10 protein-coding genes are annotated in these 12,938 nt (G+C 67.8%); 2 read left to right on the top strand and 8 right to left on the bottom strand.

The window, feature by feature from the left end:
- Window positions 1-62: 62 nt before the first annotated feature.
- Complete coding sequence (locus ACW7G3_RS00310; protein WP_456980577.1) at window positions 63-2,204, top strand: TonB-dependent receptor; 2,142 nt, start codon at window positions 63-65, stop codon at window positions 2,202-2,204.
- Between the two features lie 168 nt (window positions 2,205-2,372).
- Here ACW7G3_RS00310 and ACW7G3_RS00305 read toward each other — a convergent pair whose 3' ends face one another.
- Window positions 2,373-2,864 (bottom strand): transcriptional repressor, encoded by a 492-nt coding sequence (locus ACW7G3_RS00305; protein WP_456980576.1) that lies wholly within the window; start codon window positions 2,862-2,864, stop codon window positions 2,373-2,375.
- A 31-nt stretch (window positions 2,865-2,895) separates the two neighbouring features.
- Entirely contained in the window at window positions 2,896-4,317 is a 1,422-nt protein-coding gene (gene gltX, locus ACW7G3_RS00300; RefSeq protein WP_456980575.1) for a glutamate--tRNA ligase, read from the bottom strand.
- 193 nt (window positions 4,318-4,510) lie between these two features.
- Between gltX and lpxH the strand changes: the two genes are divergently transcribed.
- Window positions 4,511-5,251 carry a UDP-2,3-diacylglucosamine diphosphatase gene (gene lpxH / locus ACW7G3_RS00295; RefSeq protein ID WP_456980574.1) on the top strand — a complete coding sequence of 247 codons (741 nt, stop codon included), beginning with the start codon at window positions 4,511-4,513 and terminating at the stop codon, window positions 5,249-5,251.
- A 148-nt stretch (window positions 5,252-5,399) separates the two neighbouring features.
- Here lpxH and ACW7G3_RS00290 read toward each other — a convergent pair whose 3' ends face one another.
- The 6 genes from ACW7G3_RS00290 to ACW7G3_RS00265 all read right to left on the bottom strand — a co-directional run bounded on the left by ACW7G3_RS00290 (window position 5,400) and on the right by ACW7G3_RS00265 (window position 12,933).
- On the bottom strand, window positions 5,400-6,206 hold the full coding sequence (locus ACW7G3_RS00290; RefSeq protein ID WP_456980573.1) for a ferritin-like domain-containing protein: 807 nt from the start codon (window positions 6,204-6,206) through the stop codon (window positions 5,400-5,402).
- A 5-nt stretch (window positions 6,207-6,211) separates the two neighbouring features.
- Window positions 6,212-7,684, bottom strand: a complete 1,473-nt coding sequence (gene purF, locus ACW7G3_RS00285; RefSeq protein WP_456980572.1) for an amidophosphoribosyltransferase — start codon at window positions 7,682-7,684, stop codon at window positions 6,212-6,214.
- Window positions 7,685-7,750: 66 nt separating this feature from the next.
- Window positions 7,751-8,755: an SPOR domain-containing protein gene (locus ACW7G3_RS00280; RefSeq protein WP_456980571.1), complete on the bottom strand. Its 1,005-nt coding sequence runs from the start codon at window positions 8,753-8,755 to the stop codon at window positions 7,751-7,753.
- A gap of 58 nt (window positions 8,756-8,813) precedes the next feature.
- Window positions 8,814-10,088 carry a bifunctional tetrahydrofolate synthase/dihydrofolate synthase gene (gene folC / locus ACW7G3_RS00275; RefSeq protein WP_456980570.1) on the bottom strand — a complete coding sequence of 425 codons (1,275 nt, stop codon included), beginning with the start codon at window positions 10,086-10,088 and terminating at the stop codon, window positions 8,814-8,816.
- 11 nt (window positions 10,089-10,099) lie between these two features.
- Window positions 10,100-10,747, bottom strand: a complete 648-nt coding sequence (locus ACW7G3_RS00270) for a histidine phosphatase family protein (RefSeq protein WP_456980569.1) — start codon at window positions 10,745-10,747, stop codon at window positions 10,100-10,102.
- Window positions 10,748-10,767: 20 nt separating this feature from the next.
- Window positions 10,768-12,933 carry a S46 family peptidase gene (locus ACW7G3_RS00265; RefSeq protein ID WP_456980568.1) on the bottom strand — a complete coding sequence of 722 codons (2,166 nt, stop codon included), beginning with the start codon at window positions 12,931-12,933 and terminating at the stop codon, window positions 10,768-10,770.
- Window positions 12,934-12,938 lie beyond the last annotated feature (5 nt).

Below are 12,938 nucleotides of genomic sequence, written 5' to 3'. Positions count from 1 at the left end.
CCGCTGATGCCCAGTGATGAAATATTATAACATTAGGTTCCCCCACGATACCCATTTTTGGAATGTCACCCAAACGCCTCCCCGCCCCCCGCATTGCCCTGCTCGTCGCCGCCCTCGCCACCCCCCTGGCCGCCTGGGCGCAGGATCCCCGCCATTCCGAGCCTGCCGACCTGGACGCCGTGATCGTGCGCGCCAGCCCGCTGGCCAAATCGGCCGAAGACCTGACCCAGCCAATCGAAGTATTGGCCGGCGAGCGCCTGGACGAAATGAAGGCCTCCTCGCTGGGCGAAACCGTCAACCGCCTGCCCGGCATCCAGTCGTCCTATCACGGGCCCGGCGTGGGTCGCCCGATCATCCGCGGCATGGACGGCGCCCGGGTGCAGGTGCTCAGTGACGGCCTCGCATCTGGAGACGTGTCCACGGTGAGCGTCGACCATGCGGTCAGCATCGAGCCGTTCATGGCCAACCAGATCGAGGTGCTCAAGGGCCCCGCCACCCTGCTTTACGGCAGCGGCGCGATCGGTGGCGCGGTCAACGTCATCGACGGCCGGATTCCGGAACATGCCACATTCGAACCGCTGGAAGGCCGCGCCGAACTGCGCGCAGGAAGCGTGGCCGACGAACGCAGCGGCATGATGCGGCTGGACGGCACCTCGGCTTCCGGCAACCTGGTGTTCCACTTCGACGCCCTGCATCGCGAAACCGGCGATTACCGCATCCCGGGCTACGCCGAACTCGAGCCCGACGAGGAGGACGCCGCACACGGCCGCCTGCCCGACAGCTTCCTCAGGACCGACAGCGCTGCGCTGGGCATGTCCTGGGTGGGCGACCGCGGCTTCCTGGGCGTTGGCCACAGCCTGTTCAACTCGCGCTACGGCGTGCCTGGCCACGTGCACCCGGAGCACGATGATCACGGTCACGGCGGCCACGGCCACGGCCACGACGATCACGAAGACCCCGGCGTGCACATCGTGATGGACCAGCGCCGCAGCGAACTGCGCGGTGGACTGGACGATCTGGACGGCTTTGAAAGCCTGCGCGTCAAGATCGCCCACAACGTCTATACCCACACCGAGTACGAAGACAACATCGCAGGCACGATCTTCGACAACGAGTCAGTCGAAGGGCGGCTGGAGCTGGTGCACCGCCCCCTTGCCGGCTGGAACGGCGCCTTCGGCCTGCAGGCGTCGCGGCGCAAGTTCGAGGCGCTGGGTGCGGAAGCCTTCGTGCCCGATTCCCGCACCCGGGACGCAGGCGTGTTCTGGATCGGCGAGCGCAGTTTTGACGGGCTCGATGTCGAACTGGGTGCCCGCTACGACCAGAACCGGCTTGACCTGGTGTCCGGCCCCTCGCGCGATTTCGACGCCCTGAGCGCTTCGATCGCGGCGCGTTGGCATCTCACCGACCGGCTCCACCTCTCCTTCGGCCTGGACCGCGCCCAGCGCGCGCCCACGGCCGAAGAGCTGTATTCCAACGGCCTGCACGTGGCCACCCGCAGCCACGAGTTCGGCAACGCGGACCTGGACAAGGAAACCGCCAACCGCGCCGAACTCGGCATGCACTGGCACCACAACGGCCTGCTCATCAGCGGCTCGCTGTACCACGTGCGCTACGACGATTTCATCTACCAGGCCGATACCGGCGTGATCGATGCTGGCGCGCCCGTGCGGGTGTGGAACCAGGCCGATACCCGGTTCACCGGCGGCGAGCTTGAAGTGGAGTGGACCTTCATCGACGACGAGCGCGGACAGTGGACCATGCGCTCGTTTGGCGACGTGGTCCGCGCGCGGCTGGACGGTTCCGGCACCCGCGAGGTGTCGTTCTCCATCCCGCATGGCAGCCACAGCCACGATTACACCGCGCAGATCGCCTTGGACGGCAACCTGCCGCGCATTGCACCAGCCCGCCTCGGTGCCGAGCTGCGCTGGCGTTCGCCGGGCAATGGATTGCGCGCCACCCTGGGCGCCGTGCGCTATGACTCGCAGGACCGCACCGCCGAGCATGAGGATCCTTCGGCCGGCTACACCATGGTCCACGCCGGCGTGACCTGGCACGCGGATACCGCCAGTGGCCGGGCCTGGGAAGTGTTCGTGGACGGCAACAACCTGCTGGATGAGGAGGCACGCCCGCACACTTCATTCCTCAGTGACCTGGCACCGCTTCCGGGTCGCAACGTCAACGCCGGCGTGCGCGTATTTTTCTGATCACTGGCTGCGCTCCCCTGTCTGTAGGAGCGCGCCATGCGCGCGAAGCCGCGTGAATTCAATCCGCGCGATGTGGCATCGGCCACGACGTAGCAGCGGGAGCCACGCCGCGTAGCCAGATGTCACGCGGCTTCGCGCGCGTGGCGCGCTCCTACGCCGGGGCTTTGGCTACGCCGGGGCTTTTTCGGCGCAGGCGGCGCAGAGGCCGTGGACCTCGAGGGTCTGGGCCAGCGGGGTGAAGCCCAGCGCGCGGGCGCGGGACTCCAGCAACTCGACCACGCGCTCGTCCTCCAGCTCGACCGCCTCGTGGCACTGGTCGCAGATCAGGAACGGCACCGAGTGCGGGCGGCTGCTGGGATGGTGGCAGGCGACGAAGGCGTTGATCGAGGCCAGGCGGTGGATGAAGCCGTTGCCGAGCAGGAAATCCAGCGCCCGGTACACGGTGGGCGGCGCCGCAGCGCCCGGCCCGCCACCTTCACGCACCCGGTCAAGCAGGTCGTAGGCCTTGAGCGGGCGGTCGGCCTCGGCGATCAATCCCAGCACGTAGGCGCGGATCGGCGTCAGCCGCAGCCCACGCTCCTTGCACGCAGTCTTGACCGCCGCCACGAAGCCGGCGGCATCGTGGACGTGGTGTTTGGGATCGGTGCAGGCGTTGACCATGACTTGATGATGGTGGCGAACCACCGCCGTCTCAAGCTGCCGGAATCTTCGCGATCGCTGCGTCGATCCGCGCCAACGCTTCTTCACGTCCCGTCAGGTACACCGTATGGCCGATATCCGGGCTGACCTGGGTGCCGGTGATCGCCACCCGCATCGGCTGGGCCACCTTGCCCATGCCCACGCCCTGCGCCTCGGACACCTGCTTGAGCTCGGCGCTGATGGCTTCGGCGTTCCAGTCACCGAGTGCGGCCAGACGACCGCGCACATCGGCCAGAACGGCCCCGGTCTCCGGCTTGAGATGCTTGGCCACGGCCTTGTCGTCATAGTCCGTCAGCGGGCGATACCAGACCGCCGCGCGCTCGGCCATTTCGGCTAGGGTCTGCACCCGGTCACACAGGGCCACCACCACGTCGGCCGGCGCCGGACCCCGAGCCAGATCCAGCCCGGCCTGCTCCAAGTGCCACTGCAGATGGGCCGCCACCGCTTCAGGGGCGTCGCTCTTCAGGTACTGCTGGTTGAGCCAGCCCAGTTTGGCCGGATCCAGCCGGGCGGCCTTCGCGTTCACGTCCTTGAGGTCGAACAGGCGCTGCATCTCGTCGATCGAGAACACCTCCTGGTCGCCGTGGGACCAGCCCAGCCGCACCAGGTAATTGAGCAGCGCATGCGGCAGGTAGCCGGCATCGCGGTACTGCATCACGTCCGCCGCACCGGTGCGCTTGCTGAGCTTGGCACCCTGCTCGTCGAGGATCATCGGCAGGTGCGAGAACGCCGGTACCGGCGCACCCAGCGCCTCATAGATGTTGATCTGCCGCGGGGTGTTGTTGACGTGGTCATCGCCGCGCACCACGTCGGTGATGCGCATGTCGATGTCGTCCACCACCACCGCGAAGTTGTAGGTGGCATAGCCGTCCGGGCGGAAGATCACCAGGTCGTCGAGCTCGCTGTTGGCGATTTCGATCCGGCCCTTGACCTTGTCCTCCCACACCACCGTGCCGTCCTGCGGATTCTTCAGCCGGATCACCCGGTTCGGGTCATCGCGGCGCGCCTCGTGCAGCTCGGTTTCACCACCGCGCTCGCGCCATGCACCGCTGTAGCGGGGCTTGTCGCCCTTCTCCATCGCCGCCGCGCGCATCGCGTCCAGTTCGTCCCGCGTCTCGTAGGCGTAGTAGGCCTTGCCCTCGACCACCAGGCGCTCGGCCATCTCGCGGTAACGCTCCAGGCGCGAGGTCTGGAAGATGGGGCCTTCGTCGTAATCCAGGCCCAGCCAGTCCATCGCCTCCATGATCGCGTCGATCGCTGCCTGGGTGCTGCGCTCGCGGTCGGTATCCTCGATCCGCAGCACGAACTGCCCGCCGGCGCGGCGCGCGGCCAGCCAGCAGTACAGCGCGGTGCGGGCACCTCCGATGTGCAGGTAGCCGGTGGGACTGGGGGCGAAGCGGGTACGGACGGTCATGGCAGGGCAATGATGGGCAAGGCTCTCCATTGTAGGACGGGGCCCGTATCGCCGCCGCATCACCGTCCGCGCTCCCGTCTGTACGATCGGCGCCGGCAACCGTCCGGCGTCACCGCCGCACAGCCATGCGCCCACGGCCCACAACGCTCCGGGTTGAGGCAATCACCGGCCCTCATCCCGCTATCATGTCGCGATGACCACGCTGTTCATCGCCGACCTGCATCTGGATCCGGAACGCCCGGACATCACCCGCCTGTTTGGCGACTTCCTCGATGCCGAAGCGCGCCAGGCCGACGCCCTCTATATCCTGGGCGACCTGTTCGAATCCTGGGTGGGCGATGACGACCCGTCCGAAGCCGGCGCCTTCGTTGCCGCAAAGCTCCGAGCGCTTGCGGACAGCGGCCTGCCGGTGTTCTTCATGCACGGCAACCGCGACTTCATGCTCGGCCGCGACTACGCCGCCCGCGCGGGCATGCGTCTGCTGCCCGACCCCTCAGTGATCGAGCTGTACGGAAAGCCGGTGCTGCTCATGCACGGCGACCTACTGTGCATCGATGACGTGGAGTACCAGAAGGTCCGCGCCCAGGTGCGCAACCCCGACTGGCGTGCGCACATGCTGTCGCAGCCGCTGCAGGCCCGCCTGGCCTTCGCCCAGCAGGCCAGGGCGAGCAGCCAGGCGCGCCAGGGCGAGATGAAGCAGGCAGGCACCATGGAATCGATCACCGATGCCTCACCGGTCGCCGTCGAAGAAACCATGCGCCGCTACGGCATCGACACCCTGATCCACGGCCACACCCATCGTCCAGCCATCCACGACCTGGCCATCGGCGACTGTGCATGCCGACGCATAGTGCTCGGCGACTGGTACGAACAGGGCTCCGTGCTGCGCGCCCATGCCGACGGCCGCTACGACCTGGCTACCCTCCCCCGATAGCGGCTCTTCGGTAGGAGCGTGCCATGCGCGCGAAACCGCGTGACGTCCGCGATCCCGCGCCCCTTCTGCTGCAGCACTGGTTGAGAGGCCGGCGGGACGCCCGCACAGGCACACATGATTTACGCGGCTTCGCGCGCATGGCGCGCTCCTACCGGGAGAGTTCCTGCAGGGCGGCCAGCTCCTCTTCGCTGAAGCCTGCCGCGGCCCGCGCATCGACGTTGAACGGCCCGTGCAGCACAGCCCGTGCATATTCGGCCAGCAGTTCGCGGAACTTCGGCTCCGGCACGATGCCCGCTCGCTCGCAGTGCCAGCGGAACCAGCGGCTGCCGGCCGCCACGTGGCTGATCTCTTCATCAAGGATCACTTCCAGCACCGCCACCGTGTCCACATCGCCCACCGCGCGCAGCTTCACGATCATGCCCGGCGTCACATCCAGCCCGCGGGCCTCCAGCACCCGCGGCACCAGCGCCATCCGCGCCATGCCGTCATGCGCGGTCTTCTCGCACATTTCCCACAGGCCGTTGTGCGCATCAAAATCACCGTAGTCGTGGCCCAGCGCCTGCAGCCGCTCGCGCAGCATCAGGAAGTGGCGGGCCTCGTCGTCGGCAATCCGCACCCAGTCGGCGTAGTAATCACCCGGCATGCCGCGGTACCGGTAGGCCGCGTCCCAGGCCAGGTCCACGGCGTTGAGCTCGATATGGGCAATGGCGTGGATGAAGGCCGCCCTGCCTTCGTCGCTGCCAAATCCACGCCGCGGAAGATCACGCGGGTGCACCAGCCGCGGCCGCGGCGGGCGGCCGGGCATGCGGATCGGCTCGGGCGGCGGCGCCTCGTCTGGAAGCAGCAGCCGGCCGGCAGCGAACTCCGCGGCGTAGTGCCGGGTCAGGCGGATCTTTTCATCAAGGTCGGCGGCATCCAGGCAGGCGCGCGCGGCTTCAAACAGCGTCACATCCATGCCGCTCACAGTGCGAGGCGTCGCTGGCGCTTGGCCTCGTCCGATCGCAGCCGCTTGATCTCATCGAAATAGCCCGGCTCCACGCCGGTGATGTACTCGCCGCTGAAGCACGAGGAATCAAAGCGCATCTCCGGCGACTTGGGGCTGGCCACCGCCGCTTCCAGATCGGCCAGGTCCTGATACACCAGCCAGTCGCAGCCGATCATGCGTTCAATTTCTGCCTCGGTGCGCTCGTGCGCGATCAGTTCTTCCGGCGTTGGCATGTCAATGCCGTAGATGTTGGGATAGCGCACCGGCGGCGCGGCCGAGGCCAGATACACCTTGCGCGCGCCCGCATCGCGGGCCATCTGCACGATCTGTCGCGAGGTGGTGCCGCGCACAATCGAATCGTCCACCAGCAGCACCACCCGGTTGCGGAACTCCAGCGGCATCGCGTTGAGCTTGCGCTTGACCGACTTCGACCGCTGCCCCTGGCCGGGCATGATGAAGGTGCGGCCGATATAGCGGTTCTTGATGAAGCCCTCGCGGTACTTCACGTCCAGCACGTGGGCCAGTTCCAGCGCCGAGTCACGCGAGGTATCCGGGATCGGGATCACCACGTCGATGTCGTGGTCGGGCCGCTCGCGCAGGATCTTCTCGCCCAGCGCCACGCCCATGCGCATGCGCGCCTTGTGCACCGAAATATTGTCGATCATCGAATCCGGGCGGGCGAAGTACACGAACTCGAAGATGCACGGCGCCAGGGTTCCCGGCTCGACGCATTGGCGATGATGCAGCGTGCCGTCGGCGGTGACCACGATGCCCTCGCCCGGGGCGACATCGCGCAGCCGCTCGAAGCCGAGGATATCCAACGCCACCGACTCGGACGCAATCGCGTATTCGGTACCGGCCTCGGTCACCTTGCGGCCCAGCACCAGCGGACGGATGCCGTTGGGGTCGCGGAAAGCCACCAGTCCCAGGCCCAGCACCACCGCCACGGCGGCGTAACCACCCTTGGCCCGGCGGTGCACGCTTTCAATGGCCCGGAACGCGGATTCGGGCTCCAGCGCGCGCTCCCGATCCAGCTCGTGCGCGAACACGTTGAGCAGCACTTCCGAATCGGACTGGGTGTTGATGTTGCGCCGGTCCTGCTCGAACACCTCGCGCCGCAGCGCCTCGGTATTGATCAGGTTGCCGTTGTGGGCCAGGGCAATCCCGAACGGCGAGTTGACGTAGAACGGCTGGGCCTCGTCGCTGCCTTCGCTGCCCGCGGTGGGGTAGCGGCAATGGCCGATGCCCACCTGGCCCTGCAGCAGTTGCATGCTGCGCTCGTCGAACACGTCGCTGACCAGGCCGCTGCCCTTGTGCACCCGCAGGCTGGTGCCTACCGCCGTGGCGATGCCGGCGGCATCCTGCCCCCGGTGCTGGAGCACGGTGAGGCCGTCGTAGAGGGCGGGGGCGACTTCAGAGGTCGCAACAATGCCGATGATGCCGCACATGCGCGTGTATCCAGATTGACTTGGGGAGAGGGGGATTGCTCCGCATCCCTGCGGCACGGTGGATGCTCAGGGGTGCGAACGCACCATGCCTTCGACCTGCACCTTGTCCTGGATCTGCGCCTTGAGCCGCTCGGCTTCGGCGCGGCTGACCACCGGCCCGGCCTTGACCCGGGTCAGCACCCCGCGATCGGCTGTCTGCACAGTCTCGGTGAAGGCATTGAAGCCCTGCCCGCGCACGCGGTCGCGCAGCGCGTTGGCATCGGCAGCGCTGGAAAATGCTCCCAGCTGCACCACGAAGCCCACGTCGGGCGCCGCTGCAGGCGCAGCTGGCGGCGCGGATGCCGCCGCTGGTGGCGCGGCGGCGGCGGTGCTGGCAGGAGCCTGCTGTCGCGGCTGGGCGGGAGCAGCATCCAGGCTGACCACGCGCGCATCATTGGTGCCGATGGTCGCGGCGCGCACGCGCACCGCCTCGGCCTGGGCGCGGCTAGCGTACGGACCGATGTGGACCCGCCACACCGTCTGCCCCGCCACTTCCACCCGGACGCTGCTGGCCGGCAGATCGGCCTGCTTGAGACGGTTGACCACCGTCTCCGCATTGACGCTATTGCCATAGCTGCCAAACCGCACTGCATAGTCGCCGCCCGCAACCGCGGCTGGCAGCGCCGGTTCAGGCGCGACCTCACGCGCCGGCTCCTCAGCGGGGGCCTCGGCGGGCTCGCCCGACCCGGCAACGTTGTCCGGCTCCGGCAATGTCGCTCCGTCCGCCGGCAGCGCGGCATCGGGATGCGGCTCCCGGGCGGTATCCACCGTGGGCAGGGCGCCATCAGGGCTCATGCCCTCGCGCTCGCGAGCGCCGAGACCCAGCGCACCGTCATCCGGCTGCGGACGGGGTGCAACCAGCGGCAGCTCGCGGGTCACCATGTCTGACTGCGGGCGGTCGGGCATGTCCAGCGACAGGTCCGACACGCCGCTGTCCGGCGCGGGTCCCTTGACCAGCATGGGCAGGAAAATCACCGCCAGCGCGACCAGCACGGCCGCGCCGATCAGGCGTTGTTTCAATCCGGAATCCATCGGCGTCGTCTAGCGGCGGGGGCGTGCTGATTATACGCACCGTACCCGCATGACATTCTTAATGTCCGCCCTGGAGCAGTTCCAGCGCTGCAGCCGCGGTGTGGAACGAACCCAGCACGAGGATGCGATCGCCCGGCACGGCCATGGCCCTGGCCGCAGCGATGGCCGCAGCCACGCTGTCATGGGTGGGAGCCGAGGCCGCCGTGGTGCCAGCCAGGCGTACCGCGAGCGCCTGCGCCTCCAGTCCTCGCGGCACGCCCGCCAGACCGGCCAGCTGCCAGCTGGACACCTCCGTCGCCAGGGCCGAGACCACACCCGCCACATCCTTGTCTTCCAGCGCGGCATAAACCGCGTGCACTCGGCCGGAACCGGGCTCAGCGCGCAGCCAGTCGGCCAGGCCGCCGGCTGCATGCGGGTTGTGGCCCACGTCAACCACGATCTCGACGCCATCAACATTGAACGACTGCAGCCGCCCCGGCACCCGGGCGGCCGACACGCCGCGCACGATCGCCCCGTCCGATACCTCTGCGTCCAGCGCCCGCAGCGCCGCGATGGCGCTGGCGGCGTTGCGCATCTGCACCGGGGCCCGCAACGCCGGGTACGGCAGATCGATCTCGTAGCCCACTTCGCGCCAGCGCCAGTGGGTGGCGTCGACCGGCCCAAACAGGAAGTCGCAGCCGGCGCGGATTGCCGCCGCGCCGATCAGGTAGGCATGCCGGAGCACGCTGGCCGGCGGGTCATCCTCTCCCAGCACCAGCGGCTTCCAGCCACGTGCGATGCCGGCCTTCTCCAGCCCGATGGTCTCGCGGTCATGGCCCAGCCAGTCGGCGTGATCCAGATCCACCGCGGTAATCACCGCCACGTCCGGGTCAACGATGTTGGTGGCATCCAGGCGACCACCCAGACCGACCTCCAGGACCACAAGATCCAGGCCCTCGCGTGCGAACAGCCACAGCGCAGCCAGGGTGCCGAATTCGAAATAGGTCAGCGACACCGGCGTGCCGGCTGTCCTGGCCAGTTCCACGGCCTCGAAGGCCTCCACCAGCGCCGCATCAGCGGCCACGCGCCCGTCAATGCGCACCCGCTCGTTATAGGCAAACAGGTGTGGCGAGGTGTATGCCCCCACCCGCCAGCCCTGCTCGCTGCCAATCGCTTCCAGGAAGGCCACCGTGGAGCCTTTCCCGTTGGTGCCGGCCACCGTAATCACGTGCCTGGCTGGATGCGGAAGGCCCATGCGCGCGGCTACTTCGCGCACCCGTTCCAGGCCCATGTCGATGGCCCTGGGATGCTGGCCTTCAATCCAGGCCAGCCACTGCTCGAGATTCCGTTTCACAGCATTCTGTTTCACAGCGCGCGGTGTACCGCCTCGCCAAACAGCGGGGTGTGATGGGCGCAGTCATTCAGGCGCACCACTTCCAGCGCATCCACGCTGTCACCTTCCAGCAGGTTGAGGGTGGTGGGCGCCTGGCGGAAGGTCCACAGGCGCGAGAACGGGATGCCCAGCACGTGGCACAGGATCACCCGGTTGACGGCGTCGTGGGCCACCACCAGCAGGGTTTCGCCCTGACCCAGGTTCTCCGCGGCCCGCACGAACGCAGGCCAGGCGCGATCGAACACCTGTTGCAGCGATTCGCCGCCCCCGGGCATCAGCACCGTGTCCGGCGCATCGCGCCATGCTTGCAGCCGCTCCGGATCCTGCGCGTGGATCTCGGTTGCTAGCAGGCCTTCCCAGCTTCCGTGGGCGATTTCCTGCAGCCCTTCGTCGAGCTGCAGCAGTGAAGCCCGGTCGGGGCCCAGGACCAGTTCCGCCGTACGTCGTGCACGCTGCAGCGGCGAAGCGACCGCGCGATCGATCACCAGGCCTTCCAGGCGCCGGCCCAGGGAGATCGCCTGGGCCTCGCCCACCGGCGACAGCGCGATGTCTTCCTGGCCCTGGTAGCGGCCCTCGGCATTCCACGGGGTTTCCCCGTGGCGGGCAAGCAGGATCCTCATCGGGTTTTCGTCCTTCTCACTCAGCGCCGCATCTGCGGCAGGTCCAGTTCCTCAAGCAGCTCAGGTGCCGGGAACGCTTCCTGCATCACCCAGCGCATGTAGCGCTGGTCAACCGAGATGGTGCGGGTCATGTCGGCATCAAACACCCAGTTGGAGCTGACCGACTCCCAGTTCATGTCAAACAGCAGCCCCACCAGCCGGCCGTCAGCGTCCAGCACCGGCGAGCCGGAGTTGCCGCCGGTCACGTCCAGGTTGGAAAGGAAGTTCACCGGCACCGAACGCAGGCGCCGGTCGGCCAGGCCGCCATCGCGCTTTTCCACAATCGCGTCCAGCAGCGGCTGCGGTGCGTTGAACGGCTCCTCGCCGGTCGCCTTTTCCGCCACTTCCTGCAGCCGGGTAAACGGGCGCTGGCGGCTGCCATCCAGTTTGCGGTAGCCCATCACGTTGCCAAAGGTGATGCGCAGCGAAGAGTTGGCATCCGGGTACACGTGCTCGCCCTGGCTGCGGCGGTAATCCACCACCGCCTGCATGTAGACCGGCCGTGCCTGCAGGATCCGCCCTGCCCGCGCTTTGCGCTCCAGCTCCTGCTCGATCGTCACCCCGGTCACCGCCACCGCGTAACTGATCACCGGATCGTCGCTGCGCTCGAACGCGCTGCGATCGGAATGGAACCAGGTCATGCGCTGGGCCGGATCGCCAAGACCTGTGGCAGCCAGGCGGTCCAGTGCCGCGTCAATCGCCGCCTCGTCGGTGCCGCCCAGCCATTCGTCCACCACCGCGACCCGCTGGTCCTCCGGCAGCGCCGCATATTGCTGCAGCCAGTAGCGCTGCAGGATCCGGTCCATATCAGGGTGATAGCGCCGGTCCATCTGCGCCACTGCACCTTCGATCTGCGGCTGGTCGCGCTGCTGGTAGCCCGGCTCGCGGTCGCCGTCAGGGCGGGTGCGTTCAATGGAATTGCGGTACAGGCGCATCGCCAGGCCCACCGTGCCCATGCGGTGCAACTGCCCCAGGATCAGGTCACGCTCGCGGGTGGTGCCGGCTTCCCCGGCCAGTTCCACCAGTTCGGAGTAAGCGGCAAGCGCCGGCTCACCCGCCGGCCCATGGGCCTGCAGCCATTCCAGCACCGCGGCTTCCTCGGCACGCTTGCGCGCCGCCGCATCCACGCGGGCAAAGCCTTCGAGCTGGCCATCGTAGTTCTTGGAGGTGTTGCGCCAGCCCCCCATGGTGGCGGCATAGCGGACCCCGATCTCCGGGTTGTCACGCCCCTCCGCCTCCACCAGGTCGATCAGCGCCTTGTAGTGGCGGCTGATGATCGGATAGGTCCACTGTTCGGTCTGCTCGAACTCGGCCACCAGCGCATAGCGGTTGGTGCTGCCCGGATAGCCGGCGGCCATCACGAAATCGCCGTCGCGCAGCGGCCGGTCGGAGAAGCGCAGCCAGTGCTGCGGCTCGTAGGGAACATTGTCTTCGGCATGATCGGCCGGCTTGCCATCCGGGCCGACGTAGGCGCGGTAGAAGGCGAAATCACCGGTATGGCGCGGCCACATCCAGTTGTCGACCTCGCCACCAAAATTGCCGATCCCGCCAGGCGGCGCGTACACCAGGCGCACGTCACGGATTTCCACGTTGCGGAACAGGCGATATTCGTTGCCGCCGTGGAAGGCGTACAGGCGGCAGCGGTATCCGTCCTCGTGTTCACAGTCGGCGATCAGGCGCTTTTCAATGAACTCCAGCGCGCGTGCGCGGCCGATGTCATCCGGGGCGGCATTGATGGCGCCGTGCACCTGGCCGGTGACGTCACGGATTGAGTCGAGCACGAAGATCCGCGCATTGGGCCCGGCGCTGAGTTCCTCCTCCGGTGCCGGCGCATAGAAGCCGGCATCCATCAAATTGTTCTCGGGCGTCGAGTTGAGCTGGATCGCGCCGTAGGCACAGTGGTGGTTGGTGGCCACCAGCCCGCCCGGGGAAACAAAGCTCGCCGTACAGCCGCCAAGGGAAACCACCGCACCCATCGGGTCGGCGGTCAGGTCGGCCAGCTGCTCGGGTGCCAGGCGCAGCCCGGCCTGCTGCAACGGCCCGGCGATCTCGGGAAGCTGTTGCGGAACCCACATGCCTTCGCCAGCGGAGGCGGAACCGGAGGCCAGTGACAGGGCGGCAAGGAAAGCGATCGGTGCAAGGCGCATGCGGC

The sequence above is a fragment of the Luteimonas sp. A478 genome (genome assembly GCF_054052025.1).
Note: the sequence above shows the minus strand (reverse complement) of the source record. Positions and strands in the feature narration are given on the sequence as shown.